We start from the raw sequence: 18,916 nt of genomic DNA, 5'->3' as shown, positions 1-18,916 counted from the left end.
GTAGCCTCTGCCGGAGGCGTTCCCTAAATTGGGGAGCTGCTGCTGGAGCGTGATTCTGGTCCCACTCAGACGTCGTCGTCCGGTGTTGGCAGTTCGACATCGGCGAGGTCGATGTTGTTGAACACTTCGTGCATCACGGGGCTCACCGGGTAGCTCAGGACCCGTGGCGAAACAACGGCGGCCGAAACAGGGAAGGCAAGCGGGAGGGCCGGTATATCATCGGCGATGCTCTGGCTGATGTCCTGGTAGGCCGCAGTGCGTTCCTCGCCGTCAGGCAGCGTGACTGCACGGGCAACCTTACTGAAGAGCTGGTTGTCGCGGTAAGCGAACTCTTCGCTGTAACTTCCAAAGAGCGCTCCGACGAAATTGTCCGGATCCTGGTAACTGCCGCTCCAGCCGAGCAGATGGAACGCGCGGTCATCCGTATTCTGGACGGTCTCCACGTACCCTTCAGACCATTCGGTGGGTACCGGCTGGAGGTTGAAACCGGCCTCGGTGAGTTGGCGGCTGAGCTCCGCATAAACCTTCTCGGGCGAGGAGAGGTACGGCCTGGAGACATTCCGCGGATAGTGGAACGGCAATGGTTCACCGGTGTACCCGGATTCCCCGAGCAGTTCCCGGGCAAGTTCCGGGTCATATTCGTAGTTGGCAACGTCCTCGACGGGAAGGCCGAGCTTGGGCGGGATGAACTGGTTCGCCGGGCTCGTTCCCTCGAGGAAGAGGCTCTCGATCAACGCGTTCTTGTCCACTGCGTGCGCCACCGCCTGGCGGAAAAGAATGTCGTCCACTCCAGGGAAGTCCTGGTTCATGCCGAGATACAGCACCGAGTAGGGATCCCGTTGCAGGATCTGCTGCCCCTCACGGGCAAGTTCCGCCGCATTGTCCACGGTGACGAGGTCATAGCCGTCAATCTCGCCGCTGATCAGCGCGCGCAGCCGGGCGTCGGTGTGCGGGATGGTACGGAACGTAACGGTCTGGATCTCCCCTGGATTGCCCCAATAATCCCCGAACGCACTGAGCGTTACCTCGTCTCCCGACCAGCTCTCAAACCGGAAGGGACCGGTCCCCACCGGGCTGAGGGCAAACTCGGAGAGCCGCCTGCCGTCCCGTTCGACTGTGAGTTCGTTGGCGCCCATCTCCTCCAGCGCCTTCGGTGAGGCCATGCCGAACGCCGGGAGCGCCAGGGCCGGGATGAAGGTGGTGTGCCGGCCAGTGAGGCTGATCAGGACTTCATACTCACCAAGCGGCTGGCAGGATTGGTAGACCGAATCTTCGGGCTCGTCCGAGAACGCCTTGAACACCGACTGGAAGGAGATGGTGGCGTCGAGCTCCCGCGTCCCGGCCGGCATGGTGTGCCAGCGTTCGAAGTTGGCGCACACGGCTTCAGCGTTGAAGGGTTCGCCGTCATGGAAGACGACGTCGTTGCGGAGCTCGAAAGCGTAGGCGCGACCGTCATCGCGTTCTTCCCAGGATGTCGCAAGCAGGGGGGCGGGTTCGGACGTCAGCGGATCGATGCCGACCAGGCCCTCAAGGATCTGGCGGGTGATGCGGTACGACTCCGTGTCCGCAACAAGCGCCGGATCGAGGCCGGTGGGATTCGCGGCGGTGCCGAACGTGAACGTTGCCTGCGTGGGATCCCCGTCAACCTCGGGCGCCTCACTGGAGGCGGGCGCCGTCGCCGTCGTTGGTGTTGGCACCGGCGTGGCGGAGGTGCAGGCCGTCAACCCAAGTACTCCTGCTGCCGCGATCAGGCGCACAAAAGACGCCCGGAACGCACGACGGCGGGGGGGTGGGCTCGTTGGCATGGTCTCCTCGGGCGCGCGTGAGTTGGGCAGGATTTTGACGGAGTATTCAGTGTAGGACAGAAGGCTGGACGCAGGCTGGTTATGTTTCGCCCTCTGGCGCGCCGTGCGAAGTCGTCGCGGACATGGGAAAGGCGGGCACCTGCACTTTCGTACAGGTACCCGCCGTTTTCCCTGATTCAGATTAGAGGAGTCGAATCAGGAGCTTTGTTACTGATTACCCGTTGCTGATTACTCGCTCGGAGGCATCAGGATTGAATCGATCAGGTAAACCGTTGCGTTGGCGGTCTGGACGCCACCGCAGATCACGGCTGCGCTGTCAGCGCCGACGGTGATGGAGTCACCTTCGCCCTCGACGGTCAGTTCAGCACCGTTGAGGGTCGTGTGGGTGCCTGCAACCTCGTCAGGAGCCAGCTGGCCCTCAACGACGTGGTAGGTCAGGATGCCCGAGAGAAGGTCGGCGTCGGTGCTCAGGCTTTCGACAGTTGCTTCGTCGAGGGCCTCGAACGCCTCGTCAACCGGAGCGAAAACGGTCAGCGCTTCTGCCGTGTTCAGGGTGTCAACGAGGTCGACCTCAGGGTTCAACTCGGCCGATACAGCCGCGGTGAGCTGAGTCAGCAGCGGGTTGTTCGACGCCGCCGTAGCTACGGGATCCTGGGCCATGCCGTCAACGGAGCCGGCGCCGTCCGGCACCATTTCTGCGTAGTCAGCGCAGCCGGGGCCGACCAAAGCTGCGGGGTCCATGCCCTCGTCAGTCATTTCCTCGGTAGGCTCGTCAGTCATCGCCTCGGTGGTTTCCGTGGTGGTTGACTCAGTGGTCTCGGTATCTGTTGCTGCCTCATCGCCGCCGCCACATGCTGCCAGCCCAAACATGGCTACAGCTGCGACACCGAGTACGGATAGGTTCCTGCGCTTGAACAGTTCCATTTCCATTTCTCCTTTTGCTAGGACCCCCACGCAAACGCGATGGTCAGTTGCTTTGGTTGAACATCGTGTCGATGTCTCAGGGGTAATTCGCGTGTGTTCGGAAAGTGGATGGGTACTGTCCTGAGAAAAGTCCTCGTGTGCCCCGTGATCTGAATCACGTCAGTGTTTGGGTGCCTGATAACGCAAGAGAGGCCCGCATGATTACGGGCCTCTGTATGTGCGCAAGGGGGGACTCGAACCCCCACGTCCGAAGACACTGGAACCTAAATCCAGCGCGTCTACCAATTTCGCCACTCGCGCGGGTGGTGCGTCAGTGCCGGAAATGGGCGCGACGCACCATCCATTGTACGCAGCTTCGGCCCGCCTTCGGTCCAGCTTCTTCAGGCGAACGCCGTACGGTCCGTTAGTCCAGAGCGAGGTCCCGGCGAAGCTTCGCGACGTGCCCTGTCGCCTTGACGTTGTACTGGGCCAGTGCAACCTTGCCACTTGCATCCACTACGACTGTGGAGCGGATGAGCCCCTCGTAGGTTTTGCCGTAGTTCTTTTTCTCGCCCCATGCGCCCCACGCCTCAGCAACTGCATGGTCCGGATCGGAGAGCAGCGGGAAGGTCAGAGATTCCTTCTCGGTGAATGAACGGAGCTTGTTCTCGGAGTCGGGGGAGATGCCGACTACCTTGTAGCCGGCTGAGGTGAGCGAGGCGAGGCTGTCGCGGAAATCGCAGGCTTGCGTGGTGCAGCCCGGCGTCGCTGCAGCGGGGTAGAAATAGACGACGACGTTCTCTCCCGCGAAATCGCCGAGCGATACGTTGGTGCCTTCGTCCGAGTTAAGCGTAAAGTCGGGGGCACGATCCCCGATTTTGAGTCGTTCTGACATGTGAGCCTTCCTATGGGTCTCATTTGTGCATCGACAGCGCAACTGTCAGGAGCAACAGCTGCAAGCCGTAGCTATCATATGGGGATGGGTTCAAGTGCCCTACGCGATGCTGCACGAGGTGGCAGGGGGCGGAAGGAAGTTGTTAGCTTATGCCGGATCTCGAGCAATGGCCTACAGGCCGACTGCTGACGACGGCCGCTCGGTTGGTGGAGCACGCATGGAACGAACGCCTGGTGAACATCGGCATCACCCATGCTGGGGTGATTGCGCTCGGTGTCCTTGAGAGCCAGGGCGGGATGACCCAGGCGAACCTCGCGCAGATTGTGCGGGTGCAGGCCCAGACCATGGGTAAAACGCTCTCCCGGCTTGAGACGCGCGGCCACGTATCGAGGACGCGCAATGACCTGGACCGCCGCAGCCACCTGGTGTCCATCACCGCCGAAGGCAGCCGCGTCCTGGGCGAGGCCCAAGACGTTGAGCGGACGCTCATAACCGGTGGCGGACTCGTCTCGGATGAATTGCGGAGCCACCTGCAGGCGGTCATTCGGGATCTCGGCGCGCCGCGGTGGAACTGGACCGCCGAGGTGCCGGGAACCACTGCCCCGCAAGCTGGTCTGCCGACGTCGTCCCTTGTCGAAGAGGGCACCCTCCCGTAACTTGACCCGAGGGCGGGCAGGAGGATCTTCGGGACTTTAAACAAAGAACGCCTGATCCGGTGTTGGCGCCGGATCAGGCGTTCTTGTTCTTCTGTGCACCCCCCGGGACTCGAACCCGGAACCCATTGATTAAGAGTCAATTGCTCTGCCAGTTGAGCTAGAGGTGCCTGCGAAATCCGGCCTTACCGGCGTTCCGCAACAGCACTAAACTCTACCAGCACTCCGCGGGAAACTCGAAATCCGCAGCAGGCATGTGAGCTACTGCATTTCCACCCGCACAATACGCGAACCGCCGCCCTCATTGGTGGCAATCAGCAGCTCTCCGTCCGGCCCGATAGTTGTGTCCCTCAACCTCCCGAACTGGTCCTCGAAGTGACTGACCGGCTCACCGGCGACCCCGGAGAAGAGTGGTACCTGCCACAGCCGCTCGCCCCGAAGTCCGCCGATGTAGGCGACGTCGTCAACAATCGCGATGCCGCTCGGAGAGGACGTGGCAGGCGATGGCCACACCACCTGCGCATCGACATATTCCTCACGCCCGGGTGCGCCGGTCACCTCGGGCCAGCCGTAGTTGCTTCCGCTGGTAATGAGGTTCAGTTCGTCGTCTTGGTCGGGGCCGAACTCACTCGCCCACAGTCTTTCCTCGGAATCCCAGGCGAGCCCCTGTACATTGCGGTGTCCCAGCGTGTAGACGGCGTTGCCGAAGGGGTTGTCCGGCGCTGGTTCCCCGTCGGCGGTGATGCGCAGGATCTTGCCGCCAAGACTTGCGGGATCCTGCGCACTCGCGGCATCGGTAGCGTCTCCCGTCCCTGCGTACAGGAATCCGTCGGGCCCGAACTTGATCCTGCCGCCGTTGTGGACATTGGCTTTTGGAATCCCTGTCAGGATGATTTCCGGTTCACCCAGCCGGTCACTGGTGTACGGAACGCTGATAATCCGGTTGTCGGACGGGCTCGTGTAATACAGGTACAACCGCGGATCCGTTTCGAAGTCCGGGCCGATCGCCACCCCCAGCAGCCCGCCCTCTCCGCCTGCCTCGATCGCATCCCCAATGACGCCGAGTACTGTGACCTGCCCATCCGCTATCCGTTTGACCTCCGCGGTCTCCCGTTCGGTGACGATCACGGAATCGTCGGGTAAAACCGCCATGGACCAGGGCACCCCGAGCCCCGTTACAACCTCGCCCACCACCGAGAGGTTCGGAATCGTCGGACTGGCCGAGGGTGTTGCCGGTTCGCTGGACGCAGTTGACGGTGTGGAGGCCGGGGCGGTGCTTTGCGACGCAGGCGCAGAGCCCCTGAACTCCGGAGCGGGTTCAGCGCCCGCATCACAGCCGGAAATCGCAAATGCCAGCGCCGCTGCTGCCAGGCCCGTGGCACGGCGTCCGCTTCGGAACGGAGAACGACGACGGCGCCGCACGGCTCAGCTCCTCCGGTCCGGGTTCGCTGGCGGGCGGACAGACTCGGTCGCCGTTGTTTCCCGGCGGGACGACGGTTGAACAACCCGTTCCCCATCGCTGAGCTCCCAGGCCATGAAGCGCTGTTCTGATAGAGAAGCGGGTTGACCGAGTGGCGCGTGATCCTGCGTGTCGGTTTCCGCCTCATGCGCCGTTGCTGCAGGAGGCACGGCTTCCGGAGGCCGGTTGGTTTCGTTGGTCTGCACGCTGTCGCCGGGTTGTGCGATATCGCTGCGCTGCGCGGCATTCTCTGATCGAGATGCCTCCGTTGATCCGGCCTTTTTGCCGCGGTACCAGAGCACTGCGACAGCAGCTCCGGCGATCACGAGGCCCCAGATCAGCGAGTCCATTCCAGCCCCTCATCAGCACCGCGGCTCTACCGCTTTCTTCGTACCGCGCCGCGCGGTTTTCGCCGGTGCGAGACGTGCATTCCTGCTCTCGACGTTACGACCTCCTTTCGGGGCTGTCCAGAGCCTCGCACGCGCGTAACGCTCGCCTGGAACGGTGAAACGAACGTCAGACCGATGCGTATCGGGAGATAGGCTGAATGCATGGCCACACCCTCCATTCGTACCGTGACAGTGCCCGATGATGAGCTACTTGAGACGCTGCAGCCGGCGCCGGACGGCATCAGGTTGGTGCGCTGGGACTTCAGGAGTCCGCCCGCGGGCGCCGAACTGGCCGAGATTGACGCCGTGGTGTTGCCGTACATGTCGAAGGAAGACCTCAGCGAGCAGTTGCGCACAGTGCCAAACCTGGCGCTCGTCCAGACCCAGACCACCGGTTACGAAGGCGTGCCGGAGATGGCGGGGGAGGGCGTCGCCGTCGCAAGTGCTGCAGGCGTCCACGCCGCCGCGACCGCGGAGATGGCCGTGGGGTTGGCGATCGCCTCGCTTCGGGGCATCGACGTTGCGGTGAAGAACCAGCTTGCTGGGACGTGGAAGCCCGGACGCTTCCCCGGCTTAGCGGACCGCAAGGTGCTGCTGCTCGGAGTCGGAGGCATCGGTGAGGAAATTGCCAAACGACTGGACGCCTTTGAAGTGGAGCTGACCCGTGTCGGAAGTACCGCCCGCACCGACGGTCGCGGTCACGTCCACGGCAGCGACGAACTGATTGATCTCGCGGCAAGCCACGATGTCCTCATCGTCATCACACCGCTCAGCGATTCAACACGCGGCCTCGTCGGCAGGGAGCTCCTTGCGGCGCTTCCGGATGGGGCGCTTGTGATCAACGTTGCACGGGGCGCGGTGGTCGACTCCGACGCCTTGACTGCCGAGGTGGTCAGTGGACGGCTGTACGCGGCCCTCGACGTCTTCGATCCGGAACCGATTCCCGAGGGGCATCCGCTGTGGGGTGCCGGAAACGCCATCATCACCCCGCATAACGGTGGAAACACGGGAGCTTTCTGGCCCCGGGTTGTCCGGCTGCTGCGCAGGCAACTTGAGGCGCTTGCGGCGGGCGATGAACCGGCCAACCTCGTGGTCCGGGGTGCCTGGGATGGGGAACCGGTCAGTTGAGGAGGGCTCAGGCCATAGCGATGAAGGACTGCATGAACAGGTCGAAGTCGATGTGGTCATCCGCTTGGTCGAGCAGGAAGTCCCGTTCCGGTGTGGGCGAGAACCGCGTTTCCGGCCGTACGCCGAATCGGAACGTCCTGCCGGTATTCGTCCCCACCTCGTAATCACCGCCGGTCAGCTGAACCGCGTGCGAGAGGTTGGTCATGTTCAGTTCCACGGGCACGCCGCCTGAGGTCAACGTGTGGCCATTGACGGGGGCCACCATGATCTCTGCCGGTTGCCACCGGTATCCGATGACGAAGTACTTCGGCTTCGCAACCCGGGCGCCGCTGGCGTCCCTGCCTTCGTGGCGGTCATTGACGGCGAAGATCAGGTTGTAGTCGCCGTAGTTCAGGATTTGTGAATCGAAGATTCCCCGCAGGGCATGCTTGAGCTCATCGCTTCCTGACTCGTGGGCGGTCGCGTCCGGCAGTTGGGGGGTCATGTTTTTGCCTGGGTAGGAAAGTTGCCCGCGGAAGAGGGCGGGTCGGGCTGCGGCAAGAAACTGGAGACCGCAGCGGGGTCCGCGCCGACCACCCTACCGGAAAGTGGGAACGGGGTTTCGGCGGAAGGCGGCAGGTGTCACGGAATCAGTACCGATGTGAGTTATCGAACACGCTTCCCAAGTTGTAACAGGCTGGTCATACGGGCGGGTGCCGTAGGGGCTGGGCCTAGACTTTGAATCATGAGCGTGGAAAGCGAAGCCAAAGTCACACCCGATATCAAACCGAGAAGCCGTGCGGTCACGGACGGAATTGAGCGCGCTCCTGCCCGGGGCATGCTTCGCGCAATCGGCATGGGTGATGACGATTTCGTCAAACCGCAAATCGGCGTTGCCAGTTCCTGGAATGAAATCACTCCCTGCAACCTCTCCCTGAACCGACTCGCGCAGGGCGCCAAGGAAGGTGTACACGCCGGCGGCGGTTTCCCAATGCAGTTCGGCACCATCTCGGTTTCCGACGGCATTTCAATGGGGCATGAGGGCATGCACTTCTCCCTGGTGTCACGCGAGGTCATCGCGGACTCGGTGGAGACCGTCATGGAGGCTGAACGCATTGACGGCTCAGTTCTGTTGGCGGGCTGCGACAAGTCCCTCCCGGGCATGCTCATGGCCGCGGCGCGGCTGAACCTCTCCAGTGTCTTCCTGTACGCAGGCTCGATCATGCCGGGCTGGGTGAAGCTGGAAGACGGCACCGAGAAAGAGGTGACGCTGATCGACGCCTTCGAGGCAGTCGGTGCGTGCGCCGCCGGGAAGATGTCCGAAGAGGACCTCACACGCATCGAGAAGGCGATCTGCCCCGGCGAGGGTGCCTGCGGCGGTATGTACACCGCCAACACCATGGCGTGCATCGGTGAAGCGCTTGGCATGTCGCTTCCCGGATCAGCGGCTCCGCCGTCGGCTGACCGTCGCCGGGATGAATTCGCACGCAAATCCGGCGAAGCAGTGGTCAACCTGCTGCGCCTCGGGATCACCGCCCGCGACATCATGACCAAGAAAGCCTTCGAGAACGCCATCGCTGTGACCATGGCCTTCGGAGGATCAACCAACGCGGTACTTCACCTGCTGGCAATCGCGCGGGAGGCGGAGGTGGACCTCACCCTCGATGACTTCAACCGCATCGGCGACCGCATTCCGCACCTGGGTGACCTCAAACCATTTGGACGCTATGTCATGACCGACGTCGACAAGGTGGGCGGCGTTCCAGTCATCATGCGTGCCCTCCTCGACGCCGGACTCCTCCACGGCGACGTCCTCACGGTTACCGGCAAGACGCTCGCCGAGAACCTTGCCTCGATCAACCCGCCGGACCTGGACGGCAAGATCCTGCGCGCACTGGACAACCCCATCCACAAGACCGGCGGTATCACCATCCTGCACGGCACCCTGGCCCCCGAGGGTGCCGTGGTGAAGAGCGCTGGCTTCGATGCCGACGTCTTCGAGGGTGCCGCCCGCGTCTTTGAGCGCGAGCAGGGAGCGCTGAAGGCGCTTGCCGATGGCGTTGTGAAGGCGGGCGACGTCGTCGTTATCCGGTATGAGGGACCCAAGGGCGGTCCCGGAATGCGGGAGATGCTCGCCATCACCGGCGCTATCAAGGGTGCCGGGCTGGGCAAGGATGTGTTGCTGCTCACCGACGGACGGTTCTCGGGCGGCACAACCGGCCTGTGTATCGGTCACGTCGCCCCCGAAGCCGTGGACGGCGGGCCGATCGCCTTCGTGCAGGACGGCGACCGCATCCGCGCCGATATTGGGAACAAGTCTTTCGACCTGCTGGTGGATCCCGAGGAGCTGGAGCGCCGCAAGGTTGGCTGGCAGCCGCTGCCGGCCACCTACACCAAGGGTGTTCTGGCGAAGTACGCGAAGCTGGTTCATTCGGCTTCCGAGGGCGCGTACTGCGGTTAGCAACCGCACGACGACGGCGGCTGGCCAGGTAGGGAAGCAGTCGTCGTCGTCGTGCTCGCGGGTTTGTTGGAGCGCCGACGTAGCCATATCAGTTAGTGTCCACTAACTGGAAGGGCTGTCCATATAGTGAGACAGAACCTGCCGTGGTTGACACCCTTCGCGGGGGAGTGAAAACTACAGGTATGCAGCTCGTATCCGTAGTCCTAGTTACCAAGCGCGTGGCCTAAAGCCCCGACTGGTTACACTACGTCACGCGCAACCCCTCGCAGAGCCCACCAGGCTGAGGGGTTTTTTTGTTCCCACCGAACGGAAAAGCGCAGAACATTAACGCAGCCCTCATGGCCGCGCTGGATACAAAAGGAAGTTCAACGATGTCCAAGGGATCGCCCATCAGCCCAGCGCTGATGGCAGCCAAACAGCCCGCTCCGGCGGCACCGGCCCCGCAGCAGGGCAGGGAAACAGGCACTGCGGCAGCGCAGGCCAATCCTGTCCTGGGGCCAAACCGCGTGGTGCAGCCACAACAGATGACCGGCTCTGAGGCGATTGTCCGCTCCCTTGAGGAACTAGGCGTCGATGACATCTTCGGACTCCCTGGAGGCGCGATCCTCCCCACTTACGATCCGCTGATGGCCTCCACCACCCTCCGCCACATCCTGGTGCGCCACGAGCAGGGCGCCGGGCACGCGGCACAGGGCTACGCCATGGTGACCGGCCGGCCGGGCGTCTGCATCGCGACCTCCGGACCGGGCGCCACCAACCTCGTGACCGCCATTGCGGACGCGCACATGGATTCCGTGCCGATGGTCGCCATCACCGGACAGGTCTCGAGCGCCGTGATCGGTTCGGACGCTTTTCAGGAGGCGGACATTGTGGGCATCACAATGCCCATCACCAAGCATTCCTACCTCGTCACCAAGGCCGCTGACATTCCGCGGGTGCTCGCCGAAGCGTTCCACATCGCTTCCACCGGACGGCCCGGGCCGGTTCTGGTTGACATCGCCAAGGATGCCCAGCAAGGGGCCATGACCTTCTCGTGGCCACCGAAAATCGATCTCCCGGGTTACCGGACAGTGGTCCGCGGCCACTCCAAGCAGGTGCGTGAAGCCGCACGCCTGATCCTGGCAGCCGAGCGGCCGGTCTTCTATGTGGGCGGCGGTGTCGTCAAGGCACACGCTTCGGCGGAACTGCTGGAACTGGCGGAACTGGTGGGGGCGCCGGTCGTGACCACCCTGATGGCCCGGGGTGTTTTCCCGGACTCGCACCCTCAACACGTCGGCATGCCCGGCATGCACGGGAGCGTCTCTGCCGTGACGGCGCTTCAGCAGTCCGACCTCCTGATCACGCTCGGTGCCCGCTTCGATGATCGCGTGACCGGGGTGCTCTCAAGCTTCGCCCCGAGGGCCAAGGTCATCCACGCGGATATCGACCCAGCCGAAATATCGAAGAACCGCACCGCCGACGTACCTATCGTCGGCTCGGTGAAGGAGATCATTCCAGAGTTCACCGCAGCGCTGCGCGAGCAGTTCGGCAGCGCCGGCGCGCCGGACTACAGCGCCTGGTGGGCCGTGCTGAACCGCTTGCGCGAGAACTACCCGATCGGCTTCACCCAGCCTGACGACGGCCTCTCGGCACCACAGAACGTCATCCAGCGCATCGGCGAGCTGACTGGTCCTGAAGCGGTCTACGCGGCAGGTGTTGGCCAGCACCAGATGTGGGCGGCACAGTTCATCAAGTACGAGCGCCCGCACGCATGGCTGAACTCCGGCGGACTCGGCACCATGGGCTACGCGGTACCAGCCGCGATGGGCGCAAAGGTCGGAAACCCGGACCGCGTGGTCTGGGCGATCGACGGCGACGGCTGCTTCCAGATGACCAACCAGGAACTTGCCACCTGCGTCATCAACAACATTCCCATCAAGGTCGCCGTCATCAACAACTCCTCGCTCGGCATGGTGCGCCAGTGGCAGACCCTCTTCTACGAGGGCCGGTACTCGAACACGGACCTGAACACCGGACACAACACGGTCCGGGTTCCGGACTTCGTCAAGCTCGCTGACGCCTACGGCTGCGCCGGCCTGCGCTGTGAGCGGGACGAGGACATTGATTCCACCATCCAGCAGGCCCTCGAGATCAATGACCGCCCCGTGGTTGTCGACTTCGTGGTGAGCCGCGACTCGATGGTGTGGCCGATGGTGCCCTCGGGAGTCAGCAACGACCTCATCCAGATCGCCCGAAACATGACCCCGGAATGGGAGCAGGAGGACTAACCATGGCCCGTCATACCCTTTCCGTACTCGTCGAGGACGTTCCGGGCGTCCTGACCCGCGTTGCCAGCCTCTTTGCACGGCGCGCCTTCAACATCAACTCGCTGGCAGTCGGCCCCACCGAAGTCCCCGGCATGTCCCGGATCACCGTGGTGGTCGAAGCCGAGGGTGACCTGCTGGAGCAGGTCACCAAGCAACTGAACAAGCTCATCAACGTCATTAAGATTGTTGAGCTGGTTCCCGAATCTTCCGTGCAGCGCGACCACATCCTGGTCAAGGTGCGCGCGGATGCCGCAACACGGCTGCAGGTAACCCAGGCAGCAGATTTGTTCCGGGCAACAGTAGTGGACGTGTCCACCGACTCACTCATCATCGAAGCCACCGGCACCGCCGAAAAGCTCTCCGCGCTCCTGTCAGTGCTGGAGCCGTTCGGCATCCGCGAGATAGTCCAGTCCGGAACGCTGGCGATCAGCCGCGGCGCCAAGTCCATGAGCGACAGGGCGCTTAGAAGCGCATAACCAGCAGTGCCTAACCGGTAGCGCATAGCCAGTAGCGCCCGTACATTTCGAAACAGTACCCGAACGCTTCGCTGGGTTTGTGCGAAGCAAAAATCACATCACAGGAGAGATACAAGTGACCGAATTGTTTTACGACGACGATGCAGACCTTTCGATCATCCAGGGCCGCACCGTGGCTGTTATCGGGTACGGCAGCCAGGGCCACGCCCACGCATTGAGCCTTCGCGATTCCGGCGTCGACGTGCGCGTTGGCCTCAAGGAAGGCTCCAAGTCCCGCGCCAAGGCAGAGGCTGAGGGCCTGCGGGTTCTCGGCGTTGCCGAGGCCGTTGCCGAAGCGGACCTGATCATGGTCCTGACCCCCGACCAGGTGCAGCGCCACGTGTACGCCGAGGACATCGCGCCGAACCTGCAGGGCGGCGACGCCCTGTTTTTCGGCCACGGCTTCAACATCCGCTACGGCTACATCCAGCCGCCTGCCGACGTAGACGTTGCACTGGTTGCGCCGAAGGGCCCGGGCCACATTGTGCGCCGCGAGTTCGAGGCCGGTCGCGGCGTTCCGGACCTTATCGCGGTTGAGCAGAACCCATCCGGCAAGGCCCGGGAACTCGCACTGTCCTATGCGAAGGCTATCGGCGGCACCCGCGCCGGCGTTATCGAGACCACCTTCACCGAGGAAACCGAGACTGACCTCTTCGGCGAGCAGGCTGTGCTGTGCGGCGGCGCTTCGCAGCTCATCCAGTACGGTTTCGAAACCCTCACCGAGGCCGGCTACAAGCCTGAAGTTGCTTACTTCGAGGTACTGCACGAGCTCAAGCTCATCGTGGACCTCATGGTGGAGGGCGGCATCGCCAAGCAGCGTTGGAGCGTCTCGGACACCGCAGAGTACGGCGACTACGTCTCCGGTCCCCGGGTCATCGATCCGAGCGTCAAGGAGAACATGAAGGAGGTCCTCGCGGACATCCAGAGCGGTGCATTCGCCAAGCGGTTCATCGACGACCAGGACGCCGGTGGTCCGGAGTTCGCCAAGCTGCGCAAGCAGGGCGAAGACCACCCGATCGAGGCGACGGGGCGCGAACTGCGCAAGCTCTTCTCGTGGATCAAGACCAATGATGACTACACCGAGGGCTCAGTAGCCCGCTAGTCATTGATCGAGTCGGCCGGGTGGATGGAAGTTTGTCCACCCGGCTTTCTTGTTGTGTCATCGGTCTCACTGGTGCCAATAGGCGGGTAACAAAGTGAGTGTTTCCTGCCCCCAAATTAGACTTGATGCAAGCCCAACGCCCTTATCTCCTGCCCCTGCCACAGCACCGAGAAGGATCACCCGTGGAAAAACCAGTAGTTCTCCTTGCCGAAGAACTCTCGCCCGCAACAGTTGACGCACTCGGTCCCGATTTCGAGATCCGCCAGACCGACGGCGCTGACCGCTCCAAGCTGCTGGACGCGATTGCCGACGTCGATGCCATCCTCGTGCGGTCGGCAACCCAGGTGGACGCTGAAGCCATCGCGGCCGCGAAGAAGCTGAAGGTCATCGCACGGGCCGGGGTTGGCCTGGACAACGTGGACATCAAGGCGGCAACCCGCGCAGGGGTCATGGTGGTCAACGCGCCGACGTCGAACATCATCTCGGCCGCTGAACTCACAGTCGGGCACATCCTCAGCCTGGCCCGGCACATTCCGCAGGCAAGCGGTGCGCTGAAGGGCGGGGAGTGGAAGCGCTCCAAGTACTCCGGCATTGAGCTGTATGAAAAGAAGATCGGCATCATCGGCCTCGGCCGCATCGGCGCTCTGGTCGCAGAACGCCTGCAGGGATTCGGCACGGAGATCCTCGCCTATGATCCCTACGTCACCTCCGCTCGGGCTGCCCAGTTGGGCGTCCAACTGGTCTCCCTCGATGATCTGCTGGCGGAGGCTGACTTCATCACCATCCACATGCCCAAGACACCGGAAACCCTGGGCATGCTGGGCGCCGCAGCCTTCCAGAAGATGAAGACCAGCGCCTACGTGGTCAACGTCGCCCGCGGCGGGCTGGTGGATGAGGATGCGCTGTACACGGCGTTGAAGGAAGGCCAGATTGGCGGAGCCGGCGTGGATGTGTTCGTGACCGAGCCGAGCACAGACCTGCCCTTCTTCGAGCTGGACAACGTGGTGGTCACTCCCCACCTCGGCGCATCCACCGACGAAGCACAGGAGAAGGCTGGCATCTCGGTCGCCAAGTCGGTGCGCCTGGCCCTCGCCGGCGAGCTGGTGCCGGACGCCGTGAACGTAGCCGGTGGCGTCATCGCACCCGAGGTTCGCCCCGGCATCCCGCTGATCGAAAAGCTGGGCCGGATCTTCACCGCCCTCACGCACGATTCCCTCACCCAGATCGAGGTCGAGGTAGCCGGCGAAATTGCGTCGCTGGACGTGAAGGCGCTGGAGCTGGCCGCACTGAAGGGCGTTTTCACCGACGTCGTCAGCGAGCAGGTTTCCTACGTGAACGCTCCGGTGCTCGCGGAACAGCGCGGCATCAACACCCGGTTGGTGACCACTGAGCAGTCGGAGGAGTACCGCAACGTGCTGACCATCCGCGGCGCGCTCTCGGACGGCTCGCAGATCTCCGTTGCCGGAACACTGACCGGTCCCAAGCAGATCCAGAAGCTGGTGGGCGTCAATGGCTACGATCTCGAGATTCCCATCAGCGAGCACCTGCTCGTCATCCTTTACCAGGACCGTCCGGGCGTAATCGGAATGCTCGGCCAGGTGCTGGGGGAGCGTGGCATCAACATCGCAGGGATGCAGGTGGCCCGGAACAAGGAGGGTGGCCAGGCCCTTTCGCTGCTCGCCGTGGACAGTTCGGTGCCGCAGGACGTGCTGGAGAACCTCAAGGACGCCATCGGGGCAACGGTTGCACGTGAGGTTGACCTGCAGGATTAGGGAGTGCGTCAGGCAGCCGTCATAGCGCGGGCGACGAACTTGTGAATCACGTTTCCAGCGTCGCGAAGGGCTTGCCTGACGTATGGGGTGCCAGCGAGCACGTTTTTTGCAGCTGAGGGTGTTCGGCTGAGCTGATTATGCAGGGTCAACAGGGCGGCGAGGACGTCGGCAAGTTCTCCCTCACCGTCTGCCGTGGTCTGCAGCAGCCGTGTATACGCTGCCTTCAACCGCGGACCGGGTGTACATCCCAGTTCACGGTCCAACGCCTGGCGGCAACGCTCGTAACTGTGAAGGCCCTCCGCGTGGCGACCCGCCTGTTCCAGACCGAGGATGAGGCATAGCCAGGCGCCTTCGTTCAAAGGATCAGACTTCAGTACCCTCTGTGCCAACTCGACGGACTCGTCCGTGTTGCCCAGCGCAGCTGCGGTTTCCGCTGCGAAGATCGTGGCCTTGAGTACTCGGGCCGCGTGTAATTCGCGCTCCGCCTCGACCCATGCCGGAAGGAGTTCGTCGCCCAGAAGCGGTGCTGTAGCAATGGACAACGCGTCGTGCAGCATGTCGAGCGCATCCTGTCCAGATGATTGCCTCGCCAGACTCACCAACTCATTGAAGCGGAACAGGTCTACATCGATCACGTTTCGATCCATGAAGTAGCCGCCGGTGGTTGTGCGCAACGGCCCGGCTTTACCACTTCCTGGCTGGAGCTTGCTGCGCAGAACGCTCACATAGCTCACGAGGGTCGGCAGTGCGGCTGCCGGCGGGTGTCCAGCCCAAAGCAGTTCAATCAGCTTGTCTTTCGATACCGGGTTACCCAGGTTCAGGAGCAGAATCTCCGCGATCTGTCGCGGCTTAGGTCCGCCAAGGGCGTGTCCGTCGAGCACTGTGTCACCCCGCCGAACGCTTAGTTCTCCGATCATGTTCACAGTGAGGCGGTCCGTAGTGGGCGTCTGGACTGTTTGTAATCCGGAATGGGCGGGGAAAAATACGTCTGGCTGCAACATGATTGAGACCCTGTCTTCAAGTGCGGATGACAATCTCCAACATAGGAAGCTGGGCGTCACGAAACACGAGTAGGCACTACTCGAAAATTTCGGCCACATCCCGGAATCGATGCCAGTACTACTCAGGAGGACATCGAGTAGTACTGAACCGGGTCGCGAGTAGTCGCGCTCACTACTTGAGTGGGCACTCAAGCACCGGGACCAAGTATCCGCCTCGGACCATGGAAAAACCATGGATCCGAGCCCCTGGATGCCGGGGCTGACGGCCGTCCCGTGGCCGTCCCGTGGCCGTATAGCGCCTGCGCAGCGCAATGATGCGACTTTGCCTCACCGGCAGGGTAACTTTCTAGGGTGAGTTCTGCGCAGAAAACCCCGTTCTACATCACCACCGCCATCACATACCCCAACGGAGTGCCGCACATCGGCCACGCCTACGAGTATGTGGCTACGGACGCGATCGCACGCTTCAAGCGGCTCGATGGTTATGACGTCATGTTCCTTACCGGAACGGACGAACACGGGATGAAGATCGCCCAGACGGCGGAGAAGGAAGGCATAACTCCGAAGGAGCTGGTGGACCGGAACGCCGCGGCCTACAAGGCTGCGCATGAGGACCTCGCCATCACTTACGACCGCTTCATCCGCACAACTGATGAGGACCACTACGCTGCGTCGCAGGACATCTGGAAGCGGATGGAGGCCAACGGCGATATCTATCTCGACAAGTACGCCGGCTGGTACTCGGTCCGGGATGAGGCGTACTACACGGACGGTGAAACGGAAGTCCGCGAGGACGGCATCCGCTACTCGAAGGAGACGGACACCGAGGTCACATGGACCGAAGAGGAAAGCTACTTCTTCCGCCTCTCCAACTACCAGGACCGGTTGCTCGCGCTCTACGCAGACCAGCCGGAATTCGGCGCGCCGCAGTCCCGCTTCAACGAGGTGATCAGCTTCGTCAAGCGTGGCCTGGATGACCTCTCGATCAGCCGCACCACCTTCGATTGGGGCGTTCCCGTCCCCGGTAACCCGAAACACGTGATGTACGTGTGGGTGGACGCGCTGACCAACTACCTCACCGGCGTCGGCTACCCGGATACGGAGTCGGAGCAGTTCAGGAAGTACTGGCCGGCGGATGTCCACGTAATCGGCAAGGACATCTCCCGGTTCCACGCCATCTACTGGCCCGCGTTCCTGATGTCCGCCGGTATCGAGCTGCCCAAGCGCATCATGATCCACGGCTTCCTGCACAACAAGGGCGTGAAGATGTCCAAGTCGCTGGGCAACGTGATCGCACCCAAGGACTGGATGGAGCAGTACGGGCGGGACCAGATCCGCTTCTTCCTGCTGCGCGAAGTCCCCTTCGGGGCAGACGGCTCCTACAGCCACGAGGCCATTGTCACGCGGATGAACTCGGACCTCGCCAACAATCTGGGGAACCTCGCGCAGCGCTCGCTGTCCATGGTGGCGAAGAATTGCGACGGGCTGGTGCCGGCGCCGTCGTCGTTGTCCGAGGCCGACCAGCGCATCCTTGACGCCGCGAACCAGCTCCTGCCTGCCTGCCGGGCGGCGTATGAGAAGCAGGAGCTGTCGCGTGCGCTCGAAGCGATCTGGACGGTGCTGGGTGACACCAACGCCTACTTCGCCGAACAGCAGCCGTGGGTGTTGCGCAAGACGGACCTGGACCGCATGAACACGGTGCTCTACGTGACGCTTGAGATCCTGCGGATCGTCTCCATCCTCGTCCAGCCGGTGATGCCCGACGGCGCGGCGAAGCTCCTGACGGCGCTCGGCCAGGGAACCACGGACGACGACGGCGCCCGCAGCTTCAGCGCGCTCGGCACCCCGATTGTGCCGGGTGTCGCCCTCCCGGCACCGTCACCGGTGTTCCCGAAGTACGAGGAACCCGGGCAGAGCTGAATCGACCTGTCAGGACACGCCGCTGAAGCCAGGGCTAAGGCGGCGTGTCCTGCCAAGTCGATGGAGGCTAGCGGCGGAAGCGTTCGGCCGCCGTCGCCGTCATGATCGCGGCCACCTCCTGCTGCTGCTCGCGTGCGCGCCGGGCCATGTGGCCGAGGCTCTCACGGTCATAGCCGGGGAAGGACCAGCCGGCGTCGAGCAGCACCAGGAGTGTTTCCCAGAGAGCTTCCTTGCCGCGCACCAGACTCTGCAGGGCTTCCAGCTCAAGCTGCGCGCCCGGTCCGTCACCCGTCCTGCGAACGTTGAGCGGGTTGAGGCGGGCAGCCGCTGCACTGAGGTAGGCGAACGCCATTTTCGCCGGGTTCAGGCGGTGGCCCTGCGCTCGCAGGGAACGCAGCAGCTTGGTCCGCTCGCCGTCGATCTCGTCGCGTAACCGGGCGAGGGTGCGTCCGTGCGCGGTGCCCTGCCACGTCTTGCTGGCTGCTTCGAAGAGGCGAACTCCGCCGGTTGCACCGAGGAGGTGATCTTCCAAATAGCTGAGCAACTGCTGCTTCTCCGCGCGATCCGATCCGGCCAATGATCCTCCTGATAGCAACACGACCTAAGATGGGGCGTGTTGCTATCCTTG

The 18,916-nt window shown here is 63.0% G+C and carries 16 protein-coding genes and 2 tRNA genes; 8 read left to right on the top strand and 10 right to left on the bottom strand.

Annotation, left to right across the window (positions count from 1 at the left end):
* Window positions 1-65: 65 nt before the first annotated feature.
* From ACX80C_RS03515 to bcp, 4 genes are all read right to left on the bottom strand, one after another.
* Entirely contained in the window at window positions 66-1,805 is a 1,740-nt protein-coding gene (locus ACX80C_RS03515; RefSeq protein WP_459324842.1) for an ABC transporter substrate-binding protein, read from the bottom strand.
* A gap of 228 nt (window positions 1,806-2,033) precedes the next feature.
* The gene (locus tag ACX80C_RS03510) at window positions 2,034-2,729 is read right to left on the bottom strand and encodes a fasciclin domain-containing protein (RefSeq protein WP_459325090.1); all 696 of its coding nucleotides are present in this window, start codon (window positions 2,727-2,729) and stop codon (window positions 2,034-2,036) included.
* A 218-nt stretch (window positions 2,730-2,947) separates the two neighbouring features.
* A tRNA-Leu gene (locus ACX80C_RS03505) sits at window positions 2,948-3,029 on the bottom strand.
* 103 nt (window positions 3,030-3,132) lie between these two features.
* Window positions 3,133-3,603, bottom strand: coding sequence for a thioredoxin-dependent thiol peroxidase (bcp, locus tag ACX80C_RS03500; protein WP_459324841.1), 471 nt, complete (start codon window positions 3,601-3,603; stop codon window positions 3,133-3,135).
* Between the two features lie 149 nt (window positions 3,604-3,752).
* Between bcp and ACX80C_RS03495 the strand changes: the two genes are divergently transcribed.
* Window positions 3,753-4,259: a MarR family winged helix-turn-helix transcriptional regulator gene (locus tag ACX80C_RS03495; protein ID WP_167993532.1), complete on the top strand. Its 507-nt coding sequence runs from the start codon at window positions 3,753-3,755 to the stop codon at window positions 4,257-4,259.
* A gap of 94 nt (window positions 4,260-4,353) precedes the next feature.
* Here ACX80C_RS03495 and ACX80C_RS03490 read toward each other — a convergent pair.
* From ACX80C_RS03490 to ACX80C_RS03480, 3 genes are all read right to left on the bottom strand, one after another.
* Window positions 4,354-4,426 (bottom strand) — tRNA-Lys (locus ACX80C_RS03490).
* Between the two features lie 91 nt (window positions 4,427-4,517).
* On the bottom strand, window positions 4,518-5,678 hold the full coding sequence (locus ACX80C_RS03485; protein ID WP_459324839.1) for a PQQ-dependent sugar dehydrogenase: 1,161 nt from the start codon (window positions 5,676-5,678) through the stop codon (window positions 4,518-4,520).
* 3 nt (window positions 5,679-5,681) lie between these two features.
* Window positions 5,682-6,065, bottom strand: a complete 384-nt coding sequence (locus tag ACX80C_RS03480) for a hypothetical protein (RefSeq protein WP_459324838.1) — start codon at window positions 6,063-6,065, stop codon at window positions 5,682-5,684.
* Between the two features lie 201 nt (window positions 6,066-6,266).
* Here ACX80C_RS03480 and ACX80C_RS03475 point away from each other — a divergent pair, with 201 nt between their 5' ends.
* Window positions 6,267-7,232: a 2-hydroxyacid dehydrogenase gene (locus tag ACX80C_RS03475; protein WP_459324837.1), complete on the top strand. Its 966-nt coding sequence runs from the start codon at window positions 6,267-6,269 to the stop codon at window positions 7,230-7,232.
* A gap of 7 nt (window positions 7,233-7,239) precedes the next feature.
* On the opposite strand, the gene ACX80C_RS03470 is transcribed toward ACX80C_RS03475, so the two are convergent.
* Entirely contained in the window at window positions 7,240-7,716 is a 477-nt protein-coding gene (locus tag ACX80C_RS03470; RefSeq protein ID WP_459324836.1) for a hypothetical protein, read from the bottom strand.
* A gap of 240 nt (window positions 7,717-7,956) precedes the next feature.
* Here ACX80C_RS03470 and ilvD point away from each other — a divergent pair, with 240 nt between their 5' ends.
* From ilvD to serA, 5 genes are all read left to right on the top strand, one after another.
* Window positions 7,957-9,672: a dihydroxy-acid dehydratase gene (ilvD, locus tag ACX80C_RS03465; protein WP_459324835.1), complete on the top strand. Its 1,716-nt coding sequence runs from the start codon at window positions 7,957-7,959 to the stop codon at window positions 9,670-9,672.
* 371 nt (window positions 9,673-10,043) lie between these two features.
* Complete coding sequence (locus ACX80C_RS03460) at window positions 10,044-11,939, top strand: acetolactate synthase large subunit (protein WP_459324834.1); 1,896 nt, start codon at window positions 10,044-10,046, stop codon at window positions 11,937-11,939.
* Window positions 11,940-11,941: 2 nt separating this feature from the next.
* Complete coding sequence (gene ilvN, locus ACX80C_RS03455) at window positions 11,942-12,454, top strand: acetolactate synthase small subunit (RefSeq protein ID WP_167993520.1); 513 nt, start codon at window positions 11,942-11,944, stop codon at window positions 12,452-12,454.
* A gap of 115 nt (window positions 12,455-12,569) precedes the next feature.
* Window positions 12,570-13,595 (top strand): ketol-acid reductoisomerase, encoded by a 1,026-nt coding sequence (gene ilvC / locus ACX80C_RS03450; RefSeq protein ID WP_167993518.1) that lies wholly within the window; start codon window positions 12,570-12,572, stop codon window positions 13,593-13,595.
* 182 nt (window positions 13,596-13,777) lie between these two features.
* Window positions 13,778-15,367 carry a phosphoglycerate dehydrogenase gene (serA, locus tag ACX80C_RS03445; RefSeq protein WP_459324833.1) on the top strand — a complete coding sequence of 530 codons (1,590 nt, stop codon included), beginning with the start codon at window positions 13,778-13,780 and terminating at the stop codon, window positions 15,365-15,367.
* A gap of 8 nt (window positions 15,368-15,375) precedes the next feature.
* On the opposite strand, the gene ACX80C_RS03440 is transcribed toward serA, so the two are convergent.
* A complete protein-coding gene (locus ACX80C_RS03440) occupies window positions 15,376-16,368 on the bottom strand; it encodes an AfsR/SARP family transcriptional regulator (RefSeq protein WP_459324832.1) in 993 nt (330 codons plus the stop codon).
* Between the two features lie 351 nt (window positions 16,369-16,719).
* Between ACX80C_RS03440 and metG the strand changes: the two genes are divergently transcribed.
* A complete protein-coding gene (metG, locus tag ACX80C_RS03435; RefSeq protein WP_459324831.1) occupies window positions 16,720-18,288 on the top strand; it encodes a methionine--tRNA ligase in 1,569 nt (522 codons plus the stop codon).
* 67 nt (window positions 18,289-18,355) lie between these two features.
* On the opposite strand, the gene ACX80C_RS03430 is transcribed toward metG, so the two are convergent.
* Window positions 18,356-18,865, bottom strand: a complete 510-nt coding sequence (locus ACX80C_RS03430) for a hypothetical protein (protein ID WP_459324830.1) — start codon at window positions 18,863-18,865, stop codon at window positions 18,356-18,358.
* Window positions 18,866-18,916 lie beyond the last annotated feature (51 nt).

The sequence above is a fragment of the Arthrobacter tecti genome (assembly GCF_054511355.1).
Note: the sequence above shows the minus strand (reverse complement) of the source record. Positions and strands in the feature narration are given on the sequence as shown.

Excerpts from the sequence above, each read along its gene's own strand:
- ACX80C_RS03515 (WP_459324842.1), bottom strand. The coding sequence starts at position 1,805 with ATGCCAACGAGCCCACCCCCCCGCCGTCGTGCGTTCCGGGCGTCTTTT.
- ACX80C_RS03510 (WP_459325090.1), bottom strand. The coding sequence starts at position 2,729 with ATGGAACTGTTCAAGCGCAGGAACCTATCCGTACTCGGTGTCGCAGCT.
- bcp (WP_459324841.1), bottom strand. The coding sequence starts at position 3,603 with ATGTCAGAACGACTCAAAATCGGGGATCGTGCCCCCGACTTTACGCTT.
- ACX80C_RS03495 (WP_167993532.1), top strand. The coding sequence starts at position 3,753 with ATGCCGGATCTCGAGCAATGGCCTACAGGCCGACTGCTGACGACGGCC.
- ACX80C_RS03480 (WP_459324838.1), bottom strand. The coding sequence starts at position 6,065 with ATGGACTCGCTGATCTGGGGCCTCGTGATCGCCGGAGCTGCTGTCGCA.
- ACX80C_RS03475 (WP_459324837.1), top strand. The coding sequence starts at position 6,267 with ATGGCCACACCCTCCATTCGTACCGTGACAGTGCCCGATGATGAGCTA.
- ACX80C_RS03470 (WP_459324836.1), bottom strand. The coding sequence starts at position 7,716 with ATGACCCCCCAACTGCCGGACGCGACCGCCCACGAGTCAGGAAGCGAT.
- ilvD (WP_459324835.1), top strand. The coding sequence starts at position 7,957 with ATGAGCGTGGAAAGCGAAGCCAAAGTCACACCCGATATCAAACCGAGA.
- ACX80C_RS03460 (WP_459324834.1), top strand. The coding sequence starts at position 10,044 with ATGTCCAAGGGATCGCCCATCAGCCCAGCGCTGATGGCAGCCAAACAG.
- ilvN (WP_167993520.1), top strand. The coding sequence starts at position 11,942 with ATGGCCCGTCATACCCTTTCCGTACTCGTCGAGGACGTTCCGGGCGTC.
- ACX80C_RS03440 (WP_459324832.1), bottom strand. The coding sequence starts at position 16,368 with ATGTTGCAGCCAGACGTATTTTTCCCCGCCCATTCCGGATTACAAACA.